Source organism: Streptomyces davaonensis JCM 4913, from assembly GCF_000349325.1.
Classification (GTDB): Bacteria; Actinomycetota; Actinomycetes; order Streptomycetales; family Streptomycetaceae; genus Streptomyces; species Streptomyces davaonensis.
The window spans coordinates 611,239-631,525 of the sequence record NC_020504.1 but is presented as its reverse complement, the minus strand read 5'-3'; the positions used below and the strand labels follow the sequence as shown (position 1 = coordinate 631,525).

Here is a 20,287-nt window from a genome sequence, read left to right as displayed (position 1 = left end):
ATGACCAAACCAGCAGCGCCTCGCTCACTGTCCGACGAAGCCCTCTCCGACCTGCTCGGCGGCCGGCAGTTCGGCACGCTCGCCAGTGTCAAGCGCAGTGGCCACCCCCACCTGACCACCATGATGTACACCTGGGACCCCGAATCCCGCACGGCGCGGTTCTCGACGACGGCCGACCGGGTCAAGGTCGGGCACCTGCGACGCAATCCGCGTGCGGCACTGCATGTGCAGGGCGGCAACGTATGGTCGTTCGCCGTGGCCGAAGGCGAGGCCGAGGTCTCCGAGCCCACGACGGTGCCCGGCGACGAGATCGGGCGGGAACTGCTCGGCATGATCCCGCAAGGCGCGAGGCCCGAGGACGAAGCCGCATTCCTGGAGCAGCTCGTGGCCGAGCGCCGGGTGGTCATCCGGCTGAAGGTGGACCGACTGTACGGCACGGCGCTCGACATCGACGGCTAGCACCCCGCGGGTGCGCTGCGTTCACCAGCTGATTCCGGCCGCCACGGGCAGGTGGTCGCTGCCGGTGGACGGCAGCACCCACGAGCTCCTCGGCTCCACACCGCGCACCAGGATCTGGTCGATCCGCGCCACCGGGAACCTCGCCGGCCAACTGAACCCGAAGCCGTCCCCGGCCTCCGCCTGGACCGAGTCCAGCAGCGATGTGATGCCGTCGAACGCGCCGTCGTCCATGGTGCCGTTCAGGTCACCGAGCAGCACCACCCGCTCGCTGCGCTCGGCGGCGAGGGCCTCGGCGAGCGCCGTCGCGTTGCGGTCCCGGCTGTCCGTCCAGAAGCCGGTTCTGGGCATCACCCGCACGGACCCCAGGTGGGCCACATACACCGTCAGCGGCCCCTGATCCGTGGCCACCGTGGCGCGCAGTGCCCGGTTGTAGGCCATCTTGACGTCGACCGGCTTGGCATCGCCCAGCGGTCCGACGTCCTGCTGGATGTCGACCGGCTCGATGTCCGACAGCGGCAGCTTGCTCCACAGCCCGACCGTGCCCTGCACCGTGTGGTACCGATACGCCTTCGCCAGCCCCTTCTCGTACAGAGGCTTCGCCTGCGGAGTGATCTCCTCCAAGGCCAGTACGTCCGCCCCCGAGGCGGCCAGGTCGCGGGCGGTGCCAACCGGGTCGGGGTTGCCGTCGCCGACGTTGTGGCTGACCACGGTCAGGTCGCTGCCCGGCCGGGACTTGTCGATGAGCAGCCCGCCGAACAGGTTCCCCCACACCACGACCGGCAACAGCAGCGCGGCCACCGCGGAGGCGGAGCGGCGCCACAGCGCCCCGGCCAGCAGCAACGGGACGAACAGGCCGAACCACGGCAGGAAGGTCTCCACGAGACTGCCGAGGCCCCCGCGGTCCGTGATCCACGCATGCAGCAACATGAGCAGGCCCAGCAACAGCGCCAGCGCCGTGAGCACCGGGCTCCGCTTCCACGGCTCCGGCCGGGTACCGCTGCGGATGGCCCGGCGAAGGCCCGCGCGCCAGCCACTCGATCCCGGTTCCGGCCCGCCCGTCCCGGGCTGCTCCGTCTCCGCGTGCGCCATCGTCTGTCCTCGTTCACTGCCGGTCACTGCTGCATCCTCGGGTCCTGGGTGGGGTCGTCGTACAGAGGCGGGCAACCATGATCGATCGCGTCGGTGCGCAGCTCGAAGTGCCAGGGTTCGTTGCCGTAGATCCGGCACAGTCCGTACGCGGCGCCGTGTTCGGACAACCACGCCGTCGCGTCGGAGCGGCCGAGGTCGACCGCGTCCCCCGACACGTGCGGGGATGTCTCCGCGGTGGCCACCCATCGGGCGGCCTCGTCTTCGGACCCGTACTCGGCGATCGCCTGCTGAAGAAGATGATTCTGGTACTCCGGCGAACGCCAGCCGCTGTTGACGTAGAACACGACCCCGGCGTCGTCCGCGGCACCTGCCGCAGCCTGACGGAGAGCGTCGAGCAGAGCCGGATCGAGGTTGACCACAGCCGGAATCGCCTCGTCGAAGACCGTCACACCGTCGGGGACGACACCCTCGGCCTCGCCGGGGACCCCACGGAGCTCACCGCGCGAGCCGTTCGGCGAGGCGGCCGAAGAGGGTCTCTGGGGCGATACGGCGGAGAAGGACGAGGACGTGGGCACGTGGTGGGTGAGGACCACGATGATCGCTGCGAGGACGGCAACCAGGCCGACACCGAGGACCCAGCGAATCCTGCGGCGCGTCCGTGCTAACGGTGGAGGTCGAGTCATACGGCCAAGTCAAGGCAGCATGCTGTTGCCGACACGTATGCGGTTTTCGATACGCCGACGATATGTGCCGACTCGTAGCCTTGACGACATGCGTGTGCTGATCGTCGAGGACGAGCCCTACCTGGCCGAAGCCATCCGCGACGGCCTGCGCCTGGAAGCGATCGCGGCCGACATCGCAGGTGACGGCGACACGGCACTGGAACTACTGAGCATCAATGCCTACGACATCGCCGTCCTCGACCGCGACATCCCCGGCCCTTCCGGTGACGAGGTCGCCAAGCGCATCGTCGCCTCCGGCAGTGGCATGCCGATCCTCATGCTCACCGCGGCGGACCGTCTCGACGACAAGGCCTCCGGCTTTGAACTGGGCGCCGACGACTACCTGACCAAACCCTTCGCACTCCAGGAACTCGCACTCAGACTCAGAGCACTCGACCGCAGACGCGCCCACCACAGACCTCCCGTGCGCGAGATCGCGGGTCTACGGCTGGACCCGTTCCGCAGAGAGGTCTACCGGGACGGCCGCTACGTCGCGCTGACCAGGAAACAGTTCGCCGTGCTCGAAGTCCTCGTCGCCGCCGAGGGCGGTGTCGTCAGTGCCGAGGAACTCCTGGCACGCGCGTGGGACGAGAACGCCGACCCGTTCACCAACGCCGTACGCATCACCGTCTCGGCACTGCGCAAACGGCTCGGCGAGCCATGGCTGATCGCCACGGTGCCGGGTGTCGGCTACCGCATCGAGGGAGGCGACGGTGGATAGAGCACCCGGAATGAGCATCCGCCTCAAACTCACCCTCAGCTACGCCGGCTTCCTCATGCTCGCGGGGACCTTGCTGCTGGCGGCCGTATGGCTGTTCCTCCTGGAACCCGTCCCGGACGACTGGAACCGCCGACTCCTCTACGAGAATCCCAACCGCCAGCTCCTCCTGCGCAACTTCGCCCCAGCGGCGGCCGCCGTGCTGGCGTTCCTGCTGCTGTTCGGCCTTCTGGGAGGATGGTTCCTCGCAGGCCGGATGCTCGCCCCGCTGACCCGCATCACCAGCGCCACACGCACGGCAGCGAACGGATCGCTCTCGCACCGCATCCGGCTGCCGGGCCGCAAGGACGAGTTCCACGAACTGGCCGACGCCTTTGACACGATGCTTGCCCGGCTCGAAGCGCACGTCGCCGAGCAGCGGAGATTCGCGGCCAACGCCTCCCACGAGCTGCGCACCCCGCTGGCGATCTCGAAGGCACTCCTCGACGTGGCCCGCACCGACCCGAACCACGACACCGAAGAACTCATCGACCGCCTCAACGACGTCAACACCCGAGCGATCGAGCTCACCGAGGCCCTGCTCCTGATCAGCCGCGCCGAGCAGCGATCCTTCGCCCAAGAACGCGTCGACCTGTCCCTCATGGCGGAAGAAGCCACCGAAACACTCCTCCCCGTAGCGGAAAAGAACGGCGTCACGATCGAATCGAGCGGCGACGTCACCCTCACGACCGGCTCCCCGACGCTGCTCCTCCAACTGACCACGAACCTCGTACACAACGCGATCATCCACAACCTCCCTGAACAGGGCACCGTGTGGGTGAGCACCGCCGTCCGCCCCGACACGGTGGTCCTGACGGTGGAGAACACCGGCGAGCGAGTCACCCCCCAACTCGCCTCGACCCTCACCGAACCCTTCCAACGCGGCACCGAGCGCACCCACACCGACCACGCGGGCATCGGCCTGGGCCTGGCCATCGTCCAAACCATCACCCACGCCCACGACGGAACCCTCACGCTCACCCCGCGCTCCGCAGGCGGGCTCCGCATCACCGTTGAGCTTCCCGCTGCGTCGTAGACAACAAGATCAAGATCCGGCAGGATCGGCGGATGCCGGGGTTGCAACGACCAGTAGTGGTCGCCGTATGCGGGTCTCCGGGGGCCGGAAAGACCACTGTGGCGTGTGCGACGGCGCGTCGTCTCGGTGTGCTGTTCCTGACCAGGGACGAGATCAAGCGGGGGCTAGGGCTGTCTGCCGCTTCTGTCGCCGGGGACGGCGGTGTCCAGTTCGCTCCGGACTTCCATGTCGCCGGTGGTCCTGTCAGCCTCCGTGCCGAGGAAGCGATGGTCAACACGGCCCGTCTGCTTGCCTCTTCGGGGGTGAGCTTCGTGGTGGAGACCTCGGTGTTGTCGTCTCGCCTGCTTGATGCCCTGCACTCATCTGACGCCAGAATGCTCGCCGTTCACGTCGTCGCGCGCGAGTCGGTCATTGGCGAGCGGCTCCGGGTCCGCGCGGCTGGAGGCGGGGCCGTCGAGCGACAGCTCTCCGCCCAGTTCCAGCGAGGCGAGATGAAGCCGTCCATCTTTGCGCCGCCGGGTGGAGTCGATGCCGTCGTAGAAGTCGACACCTCGGATGCGGGTGAGCCGGACATCGACCCCATAGAGACGGCAGTCGTCGCCCTGATCCGGTGATCACGCGGCCTGGTGGGACGTCCGGGGCCTCGCTACCAGTCTCGGGCGGAGTCCGCTCCTGAGATGAGGCTGTCGCGGGTGGCCTTGGCGTCAGGGCCGTGGAGTGTCTCGGCCTCATTCATGATGTGCTCAAGGGCGTCGAAGAGCTCTTCGCGCTCGACGGTCTCGATGAAGCCCGACCGATAGTCAAGGCGATTGAACGCCTCGCCGTAGGCATGCCCGATCTCCTCCAGGCGTGACGACCAGACCCCTGCGGCTTCTACGGCGAACACCTCAAGGACGGCCTTCCGCGTCGCCTTGTACTGCGTGAGCGCCCTCTTGTAGGTGGCGGGACTGATGTGTTCGCGGCCGTCCCAGTCGCGCAACGGGTTGTTCCGGTTCTCCTCGACCCATTCGGGCTTGCGGCCTCGGAGGATGGATATATAGACGCCTTCCGGGATCTCCGGTCTCCAGGCGCCGCGCATGGCCGAGGCGTAGGCGGCAGGGATGTTGTAGAGGTCCACGGATTCCAGTTCCGGCACGGACTGCGGGCGCAGGCGGTCTTCTCCGGTCATGCCGAAGAGGTCGGCGATGCCGATTCTCTGGAGCGACGTCAGCCGGTTCAGCTCGCCCGCGGCGGAGAGGAGGCCGAGGCGTCCGTACAGTTGGAGCGAGGTCACCTCGGGGAATCGCGTGACGAGCTGAGCGCAGTCCAGGGTGTCAACATCCCGGATTGTCAGCTGTGTTACCTCTGATCGTGGCTCTGTCGGTCGGCTGAGGAATTCATTGACCGCCTCTCCGGTGTACTCTGCCTTCCAAGCCGCGACCGGGTCTTCACGGACGCCGCTGTCCCACCGTCGTTGCCGGGCGAGCTGATCGCCCAAGTGCCATCCGTAGGCCCAGGAGTTCGACGGCTTGTCATGGAGGAGGGGCATCGTTCCGACCACCTTGTGGCTGCGCGGCAGGACCCACCCCTGGTTGCAGAAAGACAGCGACCCGTTCCATGAGTGGTGAGTGAGCCTGAGCGGGGTGATGTCGCCGAGGTTGGCCATGGACGATGGCTCAGGGCCGGACCAGTCCAGCTCAAGTACGGCCGCCGTCTGTGAATCGGGGTCGAGTCGGACTATCTGCGCGGCTGTCCATTCCCCGAGTTCCCGTGAATGGGCGGTCACGACGTCGCCGACCATGAGTGGCCTTGGTGGGGCGTCCTGCTTCTGCATTGCCATGCCCTGATCGTATGAGCTGCTGACTGCGTGCCCACAGTCGGCTTGAACCCCCAACCCCGATGGTTACCTTCTCGGTTCGTACTGCATCGCCACCGCCCCCGAGCCGAACTCCAGCCGATTCACGAGCTCCAGATCGACCCGCTGCGACAGCCCCGCGAACAACGTCCGCCCGTGGCCCACCAGCCTGGGATGCACCACGAACTCGTACTCGTCGATCAACCCCAGCTCCGCCAACGCCATGGGGAGCTGCACGCCACCCACGAACAGGCCCTGACCCGGCTCCTGCTTGAGCTGCTGCACGGCCTCGCCCAGATCGCCGCGCAGGAGCTCCGAGTTCCAGCCGACCTGCTCCAGGGTGCTCGACACGACGTATTTCTTCGCTGCGTTGATCGTCCTGGCGAAGGGCTCCATCCACTCGGGCCGCGCTCCTGCCGGGGCCGGTGGCCGCCACGCTTCTTCCATCATTTCGTATGTCACTCGGCCGAAGAGGAGGGCATCGGCCTGGCCAATGCTTTCGGCCGCATGGTGGTGCATTTCTTCGTCCGGGGTGATTTCACGGTGGTCGCAGCACCCGTCGAGGGTGACGTTGATGGAATACCGAAGGGGTCGCATTTCGCGAGGGTACCGCCGATGGGCAGACCGGTCCGGCGCATCGCCAATCGGCGCGAGGATCGTTTCTTCGGTGAATTCGGCGAACCGAATGGTCGAACCCTGCTGCTGGCCCATCACTCCGATGTCGATCCACGACGTCGAGTGGTGACGCCGACGAGGGAGGCTTTGATGAGCGACACGGCGGGCGGCGGACCCGGCAGGGAGCCCTGGGCGGCCAGGGTGCGGAGGTGGTACGACACGAGGACGCCCATCCGTGCCTCGCGGGGAGAGATGGGGCCGTGGGAGCAGAAGGAGGCGCTGCGGGCGAGGATCACCGAGCTGGAGGCGATCCTTCACGCGGCGGCCGTTCGGGCCTCGGTGGACGAGGAGCGTGCAATCGTGGCGGACTCCTACGCCGCCAAGGCGCAGCACGAACTCGAACAGGCCAATTCCGCACTTGGACACGACTCCCATCCCCGCATGCGACGGGCCGCGCATCTGGGCGTCGCGCAGTCCCACGTCGATTCCGCCATGAATCTCATGGTCTGGATGGCTTCCAGCGAGGACATCAAGGCGATGCTCCCCGACATGCTGGCGCTGATCGACGAGCACTTCACCCCCAGGGACCCACGGCGCATTCACGCGACAGAGATCGCGCGCAGACTCCACCACGACGGTCAGAATCGTGATGGATTGCGCCTGGGGGAACGCGCCTTCCTCGCGGAGACCGTTAGCCACGCGCGGCGACTGCTCCGCAAGGAAACGCTTCGTGTCCGCAGCTTCGTGGGGATCGTGATGTCAGTGACGGCGGGCTTGTTTCTCGCCGCGATTGGCGTCGCGGTGATGTCATGCATCTGGGAGACCGCTATTCCGCTCTGCTTCACCCCGGAGATCAGCGGAGGAAAGTACAAGGTGGTCTGTCCGTCATTCAGTCAGGACTTCAAAGGCCCGCCCACCGCGGAGGAGATTGCTTCCACCGCGCGCGCTCAGGACTATCTCATCATCGAAATCGTGGGCGTCCTGTCCGCCGCCATCGCCTCCGCGGCAGCGCTGAGACGGATCAGGGGGACGGCGCTGCCGTACAACGTGCCGGTCGTACTGGCCCTGTTGAAACTGCCGACCGGGGCCCTGACCGCAGGGCTTGGACTGCTGCTCATGCGCGGCGGTTTCGTCCCAGGGCTCAGCGCGCTCGATTCCACCGCTCAGATCATCGCCTGGGCAATCATCTTCGGCTACTCCCAGCAACTGTTCACCAAGTTCGTCGACAACCAGGGACAAGCTGTACTTGATGCGGTCCGTGGACCGACCAGCCAGGCCGGGAGTACGGGTCCGCATGTCTAGCCGTAGCCGATGTTGTCGATCAGCTCTGGTATCGGACGATGACTGCCCGGCTACCGCTGTGCGAGTTAAGGGCACCGACCCCGAACAACGTGTGCGTGCCAGGCACCACCGCCAGGTCCGACAGCGAAAGCCATTGGCGCTTCAAAGGCTTCACCGTTGTGTCGGTCCAGCCCTCGACTCCTAGCCTCGATCTTTCTTGACGGTCCGCCGACGGAGTCGGTGGACCGTTTCGCTTTCGGCGGCTGATGCCGGGCAGGTCGGCGGCCCGAGTCTCGCGTCGGGTGGGCGCCGGGTTCCACTGCTCCGGGTGGGGGTGATGCTGCTCGCAGGGGTAGGGGCTTCTGGTCAGTCGGGGTTCGGCAGGAGTGCGAGCCGTGCGAGGGCGTCTGTGATCTCGCTGGTCCAGGGCCAGTGGCGGGCGAGGCGGAGGATGCGGCGCCGGCCGGTGGTGACGAGCTGGCCAGCCGCGGAGAACAGGCGGAACCGCAGGCGGCGAGGTTCCCAGAGACGGGCCTTGCAGGTCAGGGCGAGCAAGGGCATCCAGGCCAGCAGGTCGAGAGCAATCTGGACGATCTCCAGCCAGATCTTGTTCTGCGCGGTGTCGTGCAGGGGCAGGTTGCGCAGGCCCGTCGCGCGGGCGGCCCGGATGCGGTCCTCGGCCCGGGCCCGCAGCCGGTGGCGGAGTTCGAGTTCGGCAATGGGACGGTCGGCGGTGTTGGTGGCGAAGCAGGTGAGCCGCATGCCGTCGGCATCTGTGATCCTCAACTGGGCGCCGGGATGGGGTCGTTCCTTGCGGACGATCAGCCGCAGGCCCTTCGGCCACCCGATGAGGATGTCACCGGTGAGTTCCGCGACCCAGGCCCCGTCGCGGACCTCACCGTCCGACTCGATGGCCGAGGTCCAGGCCGATGCCGGGATCTTGAGGACGTGCTGGTGGACGGCCTCGGTGATGACCATGCCGACCGAGTAGGACAGCCAGCGGCCGCGCCGGGCGAGCCAGGCGACGAACTCGTGGGTGCCGCCCGCGGAATCGCAGCGGATCAAGGTCTGCCGCCCACGCCGGTACTTCTTGGGCAGCTGAGCGAGGGCGAGTTGCGCCGTGGTGATGTGGTCGGCGGCGGTGTTCGAGCCCGCGTTGCCCGGCCTGAGCAGAGCGGCGACGGGTTCGCCGGTGCCGCCTGGCCCGTGGTCGACGAACCCCATCAGGGGGTGGTGGCCGTAGGTCTTCTTCCAGGTCGGGGCGGCGTCCTGCTTGTCGGAGTGTGCGACGACCAGAACTCCGTCCAGGTCCACGGTCACTTCCCCGCAGGCGTCCGGAGCCCGGTCGGCGGACAACTCCCAGACCCGGCCACGGATTTCGGAGCGGGCATTGCGGATGGCGGTCAGTGCCTTCTCGCCCGCGGTGGCGAGGGTGCCGATCAGGCGGGAGACCGTCGGGTCGGAGGCGACCGGCCCGAACACGGACGGCTCGGCCCGCAGCGTCGCGATGTCGGCGAGACAGTCCCCGCCGAGTGCGACCGCCAGCGCAAGGTCCAGGAGGATCTTGCCCGGGTCGTGGACGGCCCGAGGCTTTCGCCACGGAGCGAGCACTGCGGATAACGCCCGGTCGAGACCGGTCTTGCGGACCGTTTCGACCAGCAGGACGGATCCGGCCAGGGAGACGACCTGGCGGCCGTCGCCCTGGACACGCACAGGAGGATAGGAACCTATAGGCTGCTTCACCTGGAAAGTGCCTCTGGTTTCAGCGGGAACAAGGACCTCGACAATCCTCATTCTTGCTGGTCAGGGGCACTTTCTGCTGAGTTGACCACCTGCCGGACAGCCCGCTTTATGAAAGCGCGAGGCTAGTGGGGCGTCAATGCCCAGGTACCGGCCGGTGGCGGTGCGGCGCAGCCAGGTGCCCAGTACCAGGCCCCCGGAGCCGTCGGGCGCCACCGGCTGTAGCACGTCGTCGTACGCGGTTCTGGGTGGGTAGGCGACGCTCTTCCAACGGTGGCCGTCCCAGTGCAGGAGGAAGCGTTCGAAGGGCGGATCGGTCGGTGCCTCGTCCTCCGGATCCCAGGTGTGTGCCCCGAGCGCCCAGACGTCGTCGGCGGCGAGGACACGGACGTAGCCGAGTGTGCTGGTCTCCCCGGGCAGCATGCCGTTCTGGGTGAAGCGGTGCTCGGGCAGCCGCGTCTGCTGCCAGCTGTGTCCGTCGTAGTGCATCGCCGCGAACTGGTACGGGGGAGTAGCAGGTACGCGCATGCCCACGGCCCAGACATTGTCCGGGGACGAGGCGTCGAGATCACGGACCCAGATCGGCAGCCTGGTTCGCTGCCAGTGGCGGCCGTCCCAGTGCCACAGGTCGCCCTCGCAGTCGACAGCCCAGGCGTTGCGCGGGGACAACACCCGCAGAGTGGCGATCGGGAAGGGGGCGGCCATCCGGTGCCAGCGCTTGCCGTCCCAGCGCATCGCCGGGCTGGGACGCCGGCCGTCCGGCTGCTCAGCGCCCTGCGCGGGCGACGAACGCTGCCTGCGCGCCTCCACTTCGGTCTGCGGAACCGACGTGGGCTCCCGACGGTAGATCCATACGTCCTGCGGACCCGACGCCGCGACTCTCAGCTCGGGCTCGCCTCGGAGCTCGACGGGCAGCGGCACAGAGCTCCAGTTACCGGCGGTGTAGTGCAGCAGACTGCCGCGCTCATGGTTGGACTTGCCCGTGCGTCCGACTGCCCACGCTTCCTCGGCAGAGACGGCGACCAGGCCATTGAGGCCGGAATCCGACACTGGGCTGCGGTAGTCGATCTGCCACGCGCCCCCATCACCCCTCGGCTTGATCGACCGGTCCGACAGGTCCGGGCCGCTGCTGCAACCTGCCGCCAGCAATGTCAGGCCCAGCACTGCCGCCGCTGCCCGCAGCCCCAGAGGGAGCCGGCTCACACGTCCGGTGCCTGCAACATCTCCTTTCCGACGGTGGACAGCGCGGCGGGCTGAACTCAGCAGATTGGGCATGTGTCCCTGCTAGCGGGCGGGTTGGGGCATCATCGACCCTACCGAGGTCCGAAAACGGGCTCCCAGATCGAGCAGCATCACGTCATACACGCCCGCCTCCTCGCCCGGCACCCTCGCCTCCCCGATTTTGCGGTACCCCCACGCGCGATAAGCGGCCGCCGCTGCCTTGCCCTCCGGGTGGACGTTCAGCAACACCCGCTCTGCTACGACGCCGTCGAGCAGCGTCCGGTGCAGACGCCGCGCCACACCCTCCCCGCGCCACGCCCCGCGCACGGCGAGTTCGATGAGCCCGAAGGTGCGGTGCCCGTCCTCGCGCCGCATGTCGTCGGGCACGGGTTCGGTCAGCTCGTCCCACCACACCGTGTCGGAGCCGAGGGGGAAGCCGTACGCCATGCCGATCGGCTCGCCGTACTCGGAGCGGGCCAACACCGCGCGGAAAGCGGGCCTTTGAGCCAGTGCGCGGAAGCGGCGGAAGGCGGCGGCGATGTCGTCCTCGGTCTCGTGGTACGGAGCCTCGGCGAACGCCTCCGCGTAGATCCGTCTGAACGCGTCCTCGGCGCGCACCGCGGCCGATCCGTCCATGCGCTCCATCACCACGGAGACCGGCGCCCCAGAGTCGTCCTCACACACCAGTGACCTTGCCGCTCGCGGAGATGTCGTACACGAGGATCACCGTGCGACGGCCGCCGGGCGGCAGGGCGATGTCCCAGCGGGCGATGCCCTCGTCGTCCACCGTGTCGGGGAGGGGGGAACAGTCCTCCTTGCGCAGGCGTACGTCCACTGCCGAGACCTCGGAGACCGGGATCCGTTCCCGCAGCACGACCGTCTGATCGCCCTGTGCCCCGGGAGCGGAGAAGCGGGACAGGTGCAGGCGTACCGAGTGGGTCACCGTGGTCCGCTGGGTCATGGTGGTGGTGTCGCGGGATTCCTCGGCGTACCGCAGCACGCGGTAGTCGTCGTGGCTGCCGAACGCGAGCTCGACGGGCCCGCCGGGAGCGGTGAACTCCAGTGTGCCCCGGCCGCTGAACCCGCTGCCGCGCACCAGGTCCACGGGGCCGGCGAGCAGCGCGTGCCCGGAGGAGTTGTCGAACCGCACCACCTGGGTCACCAGCGGGGACAGCTCGGGGGAGCAGGCGTACTCGCTGCTCGCGGGTGTGGCCACGGACGAGAGCGGCACCCGGTGGGCGCGTCCGTCGGCGGGGACGGAGACGGGCGCGGGCGAGCGCAGCACCCTGGTTTCCCCGCCGTCGTCCACTCCGGGCAGGCCGAGCACGGGGGCCGGGCCGAGGTCGGAGATCTCCTGCTCGCGCAACTCCACCTCGACCGTGCGCCGTTCGGCGGGGGAGCGGTCGGTCAGCGTCAGCCGGTCCTCGACGAGGCGCGGCGGCTCGTTGGCCGCGGCCGAGCGGGCCGTGGACAGCGTCAGCGCCACGTCGGACCAGTCCTCGCCGGTGCGCTGCCACACCATGGCGTCCGTCTCCAGCGTCACCGTGCCCCCGTCGAGCACGGCCCGATAGGCGGGGCGCCACAGCGCGCAGGGGACGAGGTGGGTCAGCCGGAGCCGCGCCTTCCCCGCGACGTCGGACCGTACGGCCAGCTCGACATGGCCGAGCAGCTCGGCGGGTTGCTGCTCGGACAGGTCGACGGCGTGCTCGGTCTCCCGGAGTTCGGTGGTCAGCACCGTCAGCCGGGCCTGCGTGGCGCGCAACTCCTCGCTGTACGCGTCGCGTTCGTCGTCCACGCGGTCGAGTTCCGCGGTCCAGCGAGCCGTGTCCGTCTCACCCGTACCGGCTCCCTCGCCGATCTCACGCAGCAGGTCCGTGGCGAGCTTTCCCAGCACGTCGAGGCGGGTGCGCAGCCGGTCGGTCCGCTGTTCCAGAGTGAACCGCTCCTGCTCCAGGGCGTGGACGCGCAGGCGCAGCGCCGAGTCGTCGGCGGTGGGCAGCGGCCCGCGCGGCGTCCAGGCGCGCACGATGCGGGCGTCGAGAACGCTCGCCTCATGGTCGGCGGTCAGCTCGGCGTGCAGCGTACGGTCGACCGCCAGCGCGCTCACCGGTCCGAGGCGCAGTCGCTGCACGCCCGCCCGCAGATCCAGGGTGAGGGTGCGTTCGACCTGGGCGCGGTCCTCCAGGCAGGTGACGGCGGTGACGGGGGCGGGGATCAGTTCCGGATCCGTGGACATGGTGTGTGTCAGCTCCTGCGGTTGCCGCCGACCAGGGCCTTCGCGGCCGGGATTCGGATTTCGTAGCCGCCGTGCAGGGCGGCGGTGCCGCCGGGCGGCAGCTCGACGCGCCACACTCGGGTGCCCGGGGCGTGGTGATCGGGTCCCGCACCGTCGTCCGGAACCGTCCAGTCGGCCGCCCGTTCGTCGATCCGCACGTCCGGATCGGAGGTGACCGGCACCTGTTCCCGGACCTCGACGGAGACGGGCCGGGCGAGCCGGTTGGCCAGGTCCACCTGTACGCGGTGGTCCAGCACGGTGACGTTGTTGCGCAGGCCCGCCGTCGACTCGTTGAGGTGCGTACGCCGGGTGACCTGGACGCCCTCCGCCGGCCCGAGCCCCATCCGGCGGACGCCGCCGGGCGCGAGCGTGGGCAGCGCGGCGGTCAGCAGGAAGTCGTCGTCGACGGTGACCTCCACCGGACCGGCCAACAGCGCCTGGTCGGTGGCGTTGGACAAGACCAGCGTCCCGTACACCCGCTGCTCCACGGACGGCACGCACAGGTACTCGGTGCGCAGACCGACCGGGATCTCGCTGATGGTGACGGTGTGCCAGGTGCCGTCCGAGGGGATGTCCGCGCGGGCGACGGCGTCGTAGCGATGGTCGAAGGACCCCGCCGACGCACGGGGCCGCACCGCGTGCCCGGGAAGCGGCAGCGAGGCCACTGCCTCGGCGCGGCGGCGGTGTTCGGCCGCCACCGGATCGAACGGCGCGTCGGGGAACAGGCGGCCCCTGCGGCTCGCGGGCTCGTCGGGGCCGCTGAGGTGGAGTGCGGCGTAGTCGAGCTCGTCGCCGGAGGGTCGCGGCGGACCTGTCACCGGTGCGGGCGGCGGTGGGGCCATCGGGCCGCCGGGGGCCGGTGGCATGGCGGCGGGAGCGGCGGCCGGCGCGCGGCCGGTCCGGGCGCGGGCGGGTGCCTGCGGTGCCGCCGCCCCGAAGGCCGGCATGGAACGGTCGAGCGCCGCCGGCGCGGGGGCTCCGCCCGGTTCGGCGGGGCGCGGGGGCGCTCCGCCGTACGAGGGTGCGGGCGGGGGAGGTGAGACGGGGGCGCTGCCGACGACGGCCGGGGGCGCGCCCCCGGCGGAGCCTGGTACGGCGCCGGATCGCGGTTGTGGCCGCGGGCCCGCCGAGTCGTACCCGGTGAACAGATCGGACAGACCTGCCGGGGGCTCCCGCCAGCCGGACGGCGCGGCCACGGGCTGACGGCGGCCGATCCGCAGCGAGCGCAGCTTCGGCAGGTCGGTGCGGCGCCGCAGATCGGCGGTGGCGAGCGCGATGCGCACCCCGGTCCAGTCCTCGCCGGTGCGCTGCGCGACCGAGGCACGCAGCACCAGGCTGCCGGAGTCCGCGCTCTGCCGGTAGGCCAGCCGGTACGCCGGTACCCAGACGGCGCCCGGAACCCCGTACTCCAGCTCCAGCTCCACCTCGCCCGATCCGTCGAGGGTCAACACCGCGCAGACCGTGGTCTCGACATGGGCGGCGGGCTTGTCGGTGGTGCCCCGGGCCAAACGGTCGGCCGCGACGTCGAGTTCGTGCTCGACGCGGCGCACCTCCGCCTCCAGCTCGGCGAGGCGGCCGTGCAGGGCCGTCAGCCGTTCGTCCACGAAGTCGGCGAGCGACAGCCACGCTTCGGCGGGAGTACGGCGGTGCGGGTCGTCCCGCTTGCGCGGCGGCGGAACCGGGCGCAGGTCCTCGACCTCCTTGATACGGGCGAGCAGCCGGTCGCGGCGGCCATTCACCGCGCCAAGGGCGTCGCGCAGCCGCTCCACCTCCTCCCGCAACGCGTCGGAGGACTCGGCACCGGACGGCTCGGCGTCCACCTCCGTCCGCACCTCGGTGACCCGGACACCGCTGTCGCCGACCACGCGGGCGCGCAGGGAGCCCGGGTCGATCGAGCGCGGCAGGCCCGTGACCCGTACCCGTCCCTGCGGCGGCACGGAGCCGCTCGCCCTACGGCTGCACATCGCGCCCTGCGCGTACACCACGACCGCGTCCAGGGCCGAGCCCCACCGCGGTGTCTCCTCGGATTTCATGCGTTCCGCCCCCGTCATGTCCGTGCCGGCCGAAGCCTAGCGCCCGCTGCGGGGGTGGCTGGAAGCATCCCCCCGGCCGGCCCTGTCGGGCCGATGTGCTGCCCTCGTACGCCGTGTCAGAGCTTGCAGAAGCCCGAGGACTTGAGCGCGTCGTTGATCTGCGCGGCCTGCTCTTCCGTCGTCGTCACATCCTTGTACGTGAACCGCTGCGAGGCGAGGTAGTCGAGCATGCCCGCACCACCGTTGATCGCCGAGCACTGATTGCGGGCCGCGTCGATCGCCTCGTCCTCGTACCGCACGACGTCGGGGGCTGCGGCTTCCAGGGTGTCGAGAAGGTCCTGGCGGTCGGCGCCGGTCGGCTCCGGCGGGATTCCGGCGGCGGCAGCAGCGGCGTCCTTGTCCTCCTGAGAGACCTCGCTCGCGGTGGTCTCCGGCTTGGAGTCGGCCTGGTCGGTGCTGCTGGAACAGGCGCTGAGCGCGCAGGCGAGCGCGAAGGTGGCGACAGCGGCAGTGCGGATGCGCATGGTACCCCTCGAGTGCAGTTGCGGAGGGGCATCATTGCGCCGCTTGCGGTCGGCCGGTACAGGGCGTGTCGGTACTGTGACCTTCCGCATTTGCCGCAGGCAGGACCGCTGCGGGCCCGATGAACCGTCAGGAGCAGTCGTAGGCGAACCGGGCGGTGACCGTTTCGCGGGCCGGCGAGAGAAGCTGAAGCTCGGCCCGAGCCGTGCGCTGACCCTTGCCCTCGAAGGTCCACCTCAGGTGCAGGCGTGCCTCCTTCTGCCCGCGCACGACCACTTCACGCAGGACGCCGGAAGCCGTGCCGTCGCTTCTGGTCCAGCGGTAGGAGAGCGTGCCGGGACGGCCGTTGGTGCTGACCACGCCGACGATGTCCGCCGTCTCGTCGCACTCCAGAACCCTCGGCTGGGCCGTGACCGACACCGTTGCGACCTCGACGGACGGGCCGAGCCGCTGCCAGGCGAGGAACGCGAGGACGCAGATCAGCACCACGGCGGGCAGCGCGTGTCGGCGCCATCGCCGACGCGGGGGTGTCGGGGGCGTCGGCACCGCGGGGAGCGTCCCGTGCGTCCCGTGCGTCCTATGCGCGACGGCGGCGGTGACGCCCGGACCGAAACGCAGGACGGTGCCTTCGACCCGGTCGGGCCAGGTCGGCGACTGTGCCGGTGCCGGGGTCGGGTCGACGAGCGTGTCGTCGGCCGGCGGTCTCTGGATCCAGTGGCTGGCCAGCACGGTGGCGCTGTACTCGGCCTCGTCGGAGGCGGAGCTGGGTCCGTCCTCATTCTGAGCGGTCATCGAATGTCACACTGCCTGGTCAGAAGCTGTCGAGAGGCGTCACCGCCGGCCGCGGCCGGGCTGGTGGTGGCGTAAACCGACCAATAGCAGCCGGTGTTCTGGAAGGTGTGGTCGACGGCGATCGAGTACGTGGTCGCCCCACTGCGCGTGAAGGTCTGCGGCGCACCGTCGGCGGAGCCGAGCTGCCCACTGACGTTGCTCGTGTACCACGAGACGGTGAGGGAGATCGGCCCGGTGCCGTCCGTGGTGATGTCGAGGGTCGCGGTGGCGGTCGTGGGACCTGTCTGGCTGAACCCCGACACCGTGACGGCCTTGACGGCGGGCGCGACCGGCGACGGGGGAGCGGCGGTCGTCGGCGTCGCCGTGCTCCCCGTGCCGTCGGGAGGCGTCGTCGTCTCCTCACCCCCGGCCGGGGCGGAGGGCTCCGCGCCACCGGGAGTCGCCGATCCGCTGGGGTCCTCCCCGGGCGACGACGAGGGGCTCTCCGATGCGCTGGACGTCGGGGACGCGGAGGGCGACGAGGTCGGCGCCGTGGTCCCGGCCGCTTCCGCGGCGGGCTCGGCGCTGGTCGTGGCCAGGGCCTGTGCCGCTTCCTGCGCCGCGGGGCCCGCGTTCAACGGGATTCCGTAGGTCAGGAGCACTCCGAGCACGACGGCCGCGACCGAGATCAGCACTCCGGGGCGGCCGGGCAGCCAGGATCGTGCCGGGACGGGGCCGGGACCTTGAGGCAGTACGGTGCGTGCGGCGTCCGTGGTGGTACGAGGGGTGCTGCGTGCCGACGGCAGCAGCAGGGGCAGCAGCGCCACGAGTGCGGCCAGCCGGCCCCGGCCCCGTTCCTCCCAGTCCTGCCCGTAGGCGGTGCCCGCGACGGCCTCCAGCTCCGTGACGAACTCCGCCGCCTGCGCGGGCCGTTGCGCCGGATCCTTGGCCAGACCCCGGCGGATGAGCGCGCGCACGGCTTCGGGCGCCTCGTCGGCCGGGACCGGCGCCTCGACGTGCTGCAACGCCAGTTCCGCGAAGTTGTCGCCCGTGTACGGCTTGTGCCCCGTGAGGCACTCGAAGAAGGTGGCCGTGGCCGCGTACACATCGGTGGCCGGTGAAGCGGGGGCGCCGGTCCACTGCTCCGGGGACATGTACGACGGGGTCCCCGCCACACCGGCGGTCGCGCCCGAGTCCACCGCGATGCCGAAGTCGACGAGCTTGGACGAGCCGTCCGGCACGACCAGGACGTTCTCCGGCTTGTAGTCGCGGTGGACGACACCCACGCGATGGGCGTCGGCGAGGCCGAGCAGCGACCCCTTCAGGATGACGAGGGCGGCTTCGGGGTCGAGCGGTCCCTGACGGCTCAGCAGGGTGCGCAGCGAGACGCCGTCCACCAACTCCATCACGATGGCGGCACCCTGCGGGCTCTCCACGTACTCGTACAGGCCGGTGACGTACGGGCTCTCCAGTCCGCCGAGCAGCCGGGCCTCCGCCCGGAAGTCGTACACGAAGCTCGGCCTGGTGCGCAGTGACTCGCTGAGGTACTTCACCGCGACCGGGACACCGGTCTCCTTGTGCACGGCCAGGACGACCCGCCCGCTCGCTCCCGCGCCGAGTTCGAGTGACTCGGTGTATCCGGGCACTTCCCATGTGCTCATCTCGTCCCCCCGACCTTGCCTTGCGCTCAGAGACACATTTTCGGCCACGGCGGTTGCGGGGCCAGAAGTATCGCCGAGGCGTACCCGGACCGTGACATCGACCGGAAAGAGAACAAAGCGATAACGGCAGGCAACGGGCAAGGGTTTGGGGAGGTCTAGTCCGCCATGAAGATCTCTTTCCTGATTCACAACGCCTACGGCATCGGAGGCACGATCACCACGACCTTCAATCTGGCCCAGGCGCTGGCCACGCGGCACGACGTGGAGATCGTCTCGGCGTTACGGCATCGGGAGCACCCGAATTTCACCCTGGACCCGAGAGTTTCCCTCCGACCACTGGTGGACCTGCGAACGGAAAAGGAACATCCGCTTCATCTGAGACCCGCGAGCATTTTTCCCGCCGCCGAGTACCGTTACCAGCAGTACAGCGAGTTGACCGATCAGCGCATCGGCGAGTGGCTGAAGACAACCGACGCCGATGTGGTCATCGGCACCCGCCCCGGGCTCAATGTGCACCTGGCGTTTCAGGCCCCGGAGAATGTCGTCCGCATCGGGCAGGAACACCTCACCCTCGACAATCATTCACCAGCGCTGCGCACCGCACTGCGCCGGGCCTACCGGCGACTCGACGTGCTCACCACGGTCACGGAGGCGGACGCCGCCGCCTACCGGCGCAAGATGCGCCTGCCCGGCGTCCGGGTGGAAGCGCTGCCCAACAGTGTCCCCGACCCGCTGCTGCCGGCCGCCGACGGCCGCGCGAAGGTGGTGGTCGCCGCCGGGCGGCTGGTTCCGGTGAAACGTTACGACCTCCTCATCGAGGCATTCGCCCAAGTCGCCACCCAACACCCTGACTGGCAGCTGCGCATCTACGGCAAGGGGGAGGAACAAGCCCGGCTGCGTCAGCTCATCGAGAGTCTGGGCCTGTACGACAACGTCTTTCTGATGGGCGCGGCCGCCCCCATGGAAGCGGAGTGGGTCAAGGGATCGATCGGCGCGGCCGCGTCCAACTTCGAGCCGTTCGGCATGACCATCGTCGAGGCGATGCGCTGCGGACTCCCGGTGGTGAGCACCGATTGCCCGTACGGACCCGGCGAGATCATCAAGGACGGCGTCGACGGCCGCCTGGTGCCGGTCGGCGACCGGGAGGCGCTGGGCGCGGCTCTGCTGGAACTCGTCGGCGACGACGAGCGGCGCCGGAGCATGGGCCGTACGGCCATGGAGAACGCGCGACGCTTCGCCCCGGTCCCCGTCGTGGAGCAGGCCGAGCGTCTGATCGACGAGGCGACGGCGGCGCGAAGGGCCGGGCGGCCGGTCGCACCGGAACGCGACCGAATACATCGAGCCCTGATCAGCCAGGGCTTCGCAGCGCGCGACGCCGCCCACGCCGCGGCCGGCAATGCACTGCGCGCCGTACGGAGGGGGCAGCGATGAACCAAACACCAGTCGCGACGACACCGGACACGCAACCGCGCGCCCACTGCACGGCCGACACCGACGGCCGAATCACCTTCCATGTCCCCGCACTTGAGGAGCAGGATCGCGAATCGGCCCAGTTGCTGGTGCGGTTGCGCCCCAAGAAGGGACAGCCCGAACAGACCTCCCACGTCCTCCCCGTCGAAGCGGCGGACGACGACGGCGGCGGACGCGCGGTCCTGGAGCCGCAACCGGCTCTCCCCGAAGGACGGTGGGACGTGTATCTGCTGCCCGAACCGGGATCGCCACGCATCCGCCTCCGCCCCGGCATGCGGGACCTGCGAGCCCTGGTCGACGGACAGACCCGTGACCGGCTGTCGCCGGTGGCGGTGCGCGTTCCGTACACCACGAAGGACGGCTATCTCGCGATACGGACCTGGTTGCGCACCGCCCATGCCGAGGTCGAGGGCATCGAGGTGACCGACCGGACGATGACGGTCAAGGCGCGCCTCCACGGCGACACCTTGTCGGCGGGAGCCGTCGTACGACTGCGCGCGCGGGGTTCCAACGGCCCGGTACGGACCCGGCAGCCGCAGGTCGACGGCGATGGGCGGCGATTCTCCTTCACCGCGGACCTCGACGAGTTGACCGCAGAGGGCAGCCGCGTCTGGGACGTCAGCGTGCGGCCCCGACCCGCCGAGGGGACCCCGTTCATCCGGATCGGCCGTCTGCTGGACGACGTGGCGGATCGCAAGGAGATCTTCGTGTACCCGGCCGCCACGGTCGGGGGCCTCACTGTGCGTCCTTATTACACGGTCGACAACGACCTGTCCGTGGAGGTGACCTCCCCGTGAGGGC

Annotated in this window: 19 protein-coding genes; 7 read left to right on the top strand and 12 right to left on the bottom strand. The window is 69.6% G+C overall.

Going from position 1 to position 20,287, the window contains the following annotated elements; genetic code table 11:
* On the top strand, window positions 1-459 hold the full coding sequence (locus tag BN159_RS02815; protein ID WP_015655374.1) for a PPOX class F420-dependent oxidoreductase: 459 nt from the start codon (window positions 1-3) through the stop codon (window positions 457-459).
* 21 nt (window positions 460-480) lie between these two features.
* On the opposite strand, the gene BN159_RS02810 is transcribed toward BN159_RS02815, so the two are convergent.
* Together BN159_RS02810 and BN159_RS02805 are read right to left on the bottom strand one after the other, a co-directional pair.
* A complete protein-coding gene (locus BN159_RS02810) occupies window positions 481-1,548 on the bottom strand; it encodes an endonuclease/exonuclease/phosphatase family protein (RefSeq protein WP_015655373.1) in 1,068 nt (355 codons plus the stop codon).
* A gap of 23 nt (window positions 1,549-1,571) precedes the next feature.
* Window positions 1,572-2,231, bottom strand: coding sequence for a M15 family metallopeptidase (locus BN159_RS02805; protein WP_015655372.1), 660 nt, complete (start codon window positions 2,229-2,231; stop codon window positions 1,572-1,574).
* Window positions 2,232-2,319: 88 nt separating this feature from the next.
* Between BN159_RS02805 and BN159_RS02800 the strand changes: the two genes are divergently transcribed.
* From BN159_RS02800 to BN159_RS02790, 3 genes are read left to right on the top strand one after another with little or no spacing between them, the layout of a single operon-like run.
* The gene (locus BN159_RS02800; RefSeq protein WP_015655371.1) at window positions 2,320-2,991 is read left to right on the top strand and encodes a response regulator transcription factor; all 672 of its coding nucleotides are present in this window, start codon (window positions 2,320-2,322) and stop codon (window positions 2,989-2,991) included.
* Between the two features lie 10 nt (window positions 2,992-3,001).
* Complete coding sequence (locus BN159_RS02795; protein WP_015655370.1) at window positions 3,002-4,063, top strand: sensor histidine kinase; 1,062 nt, start codon at window positions 3,002-3,004, stop codon at window positions 4,061-4,063.
* 32 nt (window positions 4,064-4,095) lie between these two features.
* On the top strand, window positions 4,096-4,677 hold the full coding sequence (locus BN159_RS02790) for an AAA family ATPase (RefSeq protein WP_015655369.1): 582 nt from the start codon (window positions 4,096-4,098) through the stop codon (window positions 4,675-4,677).
* A gap of 32 nt (window positions 4,678-4,709) precedes the next feature.
* Here the strand turns inward: BN159_RS02790 and BN159_RS02785 are convergent, their stop codons facing one another.
* Both BN159_RS02785 and BN159_RS02780 read right to left on the bottom strand, forming a co-directional pair.
* Window positions 4,710-5,882, bottom strand: coding sequence for a hypothetical protein (locus BN159_RS02785; RefSeq protein WP_106435736.1), 1,173 nt, complete (start codon window positions 5,880-5,882; stop codon window positions 4,710-4,712).
* A 63-nt stretch (window positions 5,883-5,945) separates the two neighbouring features.
* Window positions 5,946-6,608 carry a dihydrofolate reductase family protein gene (locus BN159_RS02780; RefSeq protein ID WP_231905566.1) on the bottom strand — a complete coding sequence of 221 codons (663 nt, stop codon included), beginning with the start codon at window positions 6,606-6,608 and terminating at the stop codon, window positions 5,946-5,948.
* A 54-nt stretch (window positions 6,609-6,662) separates the two neighbouring features.
* Between BN159_RS02780 and BN159_RS02775 the strand changes: the two genes are divergently transcribed.
* On the top strand, window positions 6,663-7,814 hold the full coding sequence (locus BN159_RS02775; protein ID WP_015655366.1) for a hypothetical protein: 1,152 nt from the start codon (window positions 6,663-6,665) through the stop codon (window positions 7,812-7,814).
* 345 nt (window positions 7,815-8,159) lie between these two features.
* Here the strand turns inward: BN159_RS02775 and BN159_RS02770 are convergent, their stop codons facing one another.
* The 8 genes from BN159_RS02770 to BN159_RS02735 all read right to left on the bottom strand — a co-directional run bounded on the left by BN159_RS02770 (window position 8,160) and on the right by BN159_RS02735 (window position 18,016).
* A complete protein-coding gene (locus BN159_RS02770; protein WP_015654966.1) occupies window positions 8,160-9,536 on the bottom strand; it encodes an IS1380 family transposase in 1,377 nt (458 codons plus the stop codon).
* 60 nt (window positions 9,537-9,596) lie between these two features.
* Complete coding sequence (locus BN159_RS02765; RefSeq protein WP_041818765.1) at window positions 9,597-10,736, bottom strand: hypothetical protein; 1,140 nt, start codon at window positions 10,734-10,736, stop codon at window positions 9,597-9,599.
* 81 nt (window positions 10,737-10,817) lie between these two features.
* Window positions 10,818-11,390 carry a GNAT family N-acetyltransferase gene (locus tag BN159_RS02760; protein ID WP_051113618.1) on the bottom strand — a complete coding sequence of 191 codons (573 nt, stop codon included), beginning with the start codon at window positions 11,388-11,390 and terminating at the stop codon, window positions 10,818-10,820.
* A 40-nt stretch (window positions 11,391-11,430) separates the two neighbouring features.
* A complete protein-coding gene (locus BN159_RS02755) occupies window positions 11,431-12,990 on the bottom strand; it encodes a mucoidy inhibitor MuiA family protein (RefSeq protein WP_015655363.1) in 1,560 nt (519 codons plus the stop codon).
* An 8-nt stretch (window positions 12,991-12,998) separates the two neighbouring features.
* Complete coding sequence (locus BN159_RS02750; protein ID WP_015655362.1) at window positions 12,999-15,062, bottom strand: DUF4139 domain-containing protein; 2,064 nt, start codon at window positions 15,060-15,062, stop codon at window positions 12,999-13,001.
* Between the two features lie 116 nt (window positions 15,063-15,178).
* Window positions 15,179-15,586 (bottom strand): hypothetical protein, encoded by a 408-nt coding sequence (locus BN159_RS02745; RefSeq protein WP_015655361.1) that lies wholly within the window; start codon window positions 15,584-15,586, stop codon window positions 15,179-15,181.
* 127 nt (window positions 15,587-15,713) lie between these two features.
* Window positions 15,714-16,376, bottom strand: a complete 663-nt coding sequence (locus BN159_RS02740) for a hypothetical protein (protein WP_015655360.1) — start codon at window positions 16,374-16,376, stop codon at window positions 15,714-15,716.
* Window positions 16,373-18,016, bottom strand: a complete 1,644-nt coding sequence (locus BN159_RS02735; protein ID WP_015655359.1) for a serine/threonine-protein kinase — start codon at window positions 18,014-18,016, stop codon at window positions 16,373-16,375. The genes BN159_RS02740 and BN159_RS02735 overlap by 4 nt, the downstream gene beginning before the upstream one ends.
* 165 nt (window positions 18,017-18,181) lie before the next feature.
* On the opposite strand from BN159_RS02735, the gene BN159_RS02730 reads away from it, so the two are divergent.
* Both BN159_RS02730 and BN159_RS02725 read left to right on the top strand, forming a co-directional pair.
* Entirely contained in the window at window positions 18,182-19,447 is a 1,266-nt protein-coding gene (locus BN159_RS02730) for a glycosyltransferase family 4 protein (protein WP_015655358.1), read from the top strand.
* The gene (locus BN159_RS02725) at window positions 19,444-20,283 is read left to right on the top strand and encodes a transferase (protein WP_015655357.1); all 840 of its coding nucleotides are present in this window, start codon (window positions 19,444-19,446) and stop codon (window positions 20,281-20,283) included. Before BN159_RS02730 ends, BN159_RS02725 begins: the two co-directional genes overlap by 4 nt.
* Window positions 20,284-20,287 lie beyond the last annotated feature (4 nt).

Excerpts from the sequence above, each read along its gene's own strand:
- BN159_RS02755 (WP_015655363.1), bottom strand. The coding sequence starts at position 12,990 with ATGTCCACGGATCCGGAACTGATCCCCGCCCCCGTCACCGCCGTCACC.
- BN159_RS02815 (WP_015655374.1), top strand. The coding sequence starts at position 1 with ATGACCAAACCAGCAGCGCCTCGCTCACTGTCCGACGAAGCCCTCTCC.
- BN159_RS02730 (WP_015655358.1), top strand. The coding sequence starts at position 18,182 with ATGAAGATCTCTTTCCTGATTCACAACGCCTACGGCATCGGAGGCACG.
- BN159_RS02800 (WP_015655371.1), top strand. The coding sequence starts at position 2,320 with ATGCGTGTGCTGATCGTCGAGGACGAGCCCTACCTGGCCGAAGCCATC.
- BN159_RS02745 (WP_015655361.1), bottom strand. The coding sequence starts at position 15,586 with ATGCGCATCCGCACTGCCGCTGTCGCCACCTTCGCGCTCGCCTGCGCG.
- BN159_RS02750 (WP_015655362.1), bottom strand. The coding sequence starts at position 15,062 with ATGAAATCCGAGGAGACACCGCGGTGGGGCTCGGCCCTGGACGCGGTC.
- BN159_RS02760 (WP_051113618.1), bottom strand. The coding sequence starts at position 11,390 with ATGGACGGATCGGCCGCGGTGCGCGCCGAGGACGCGTTCAGACGGATC.
- BN159_RS02780 (WP_231905566.1), bottom strand. The coding sequence starts at position 6,608 with ATGGGCCAGCAGCAGGGTTCGACCATTCGGTTCGCCGAATTCACCGAA.
- BN159_RS02740 (WP_015655360.1), bottom strand. The coding sequence starts at position 16,376 with ATGACCGCTCAGAATGAGGACGGACCCAGCTCCGCCTCCGACGAGGCC.
- BN159_RS02785 (WP_106435736.1), bottom strand. The coding sequence starts at position 5,882 with ATGGCAATGCAGAAGCAGGACGCCCCACCAAGGCCACTCATGGTCGGC.
- BN159_RS02805 (WP_015655372.1), bottom strand. The coding sequence starts at position 2,231 with ATGACTCGACCTCCACCGTTAGCACGGACGCGCCGCAGGATTCGCTGG.
- BN159_RS02790 (WP_015655369.1), top strand. The coding sequence starts at position 4,096 with ATGCCGGGGTTGCAACGACCAGTAGTGGTCGCCGTATGCGGGTCTCCG.
- BN159_RS02795 (WP_015655370.1), top strand. The coding sequence starts at position 3,002 with ATGAGCATCCGCCTCAAACTCACCCTCAGCTACGCCGGCTTCCTCATG.
- BN159_RS02735 (WP_015655359.1), bottom strand. The coding sequence starts at position 18,016 with ATGAGCACATGGGAAGTGCCCGGATACACCGAGTCACTCGAACTCGGC.
- BN159_RS02810 (WP_015655373.1), bottom strand. The coding sequence starts at position 1,548 with ATGGCGCACGCGGAGACGGAGCAGCCCGGGACGGGCGGGCCGGAACCG.
- BN159_RS02725 (WP_015655357.1), top strand. The coding sequence starts at position 19,444 with ATGAACCAAACACCAGTCGCGACGACACCGGACACGCAACCGCGCGCC.
- BN159_RS02775 (WP_015655366.1), top strand. The coding sequence starts at position 6,663 with ATGAGCGACACGGCGGGCGGCGGACCCGGCAGGGAGCCCTGGGCGGCC.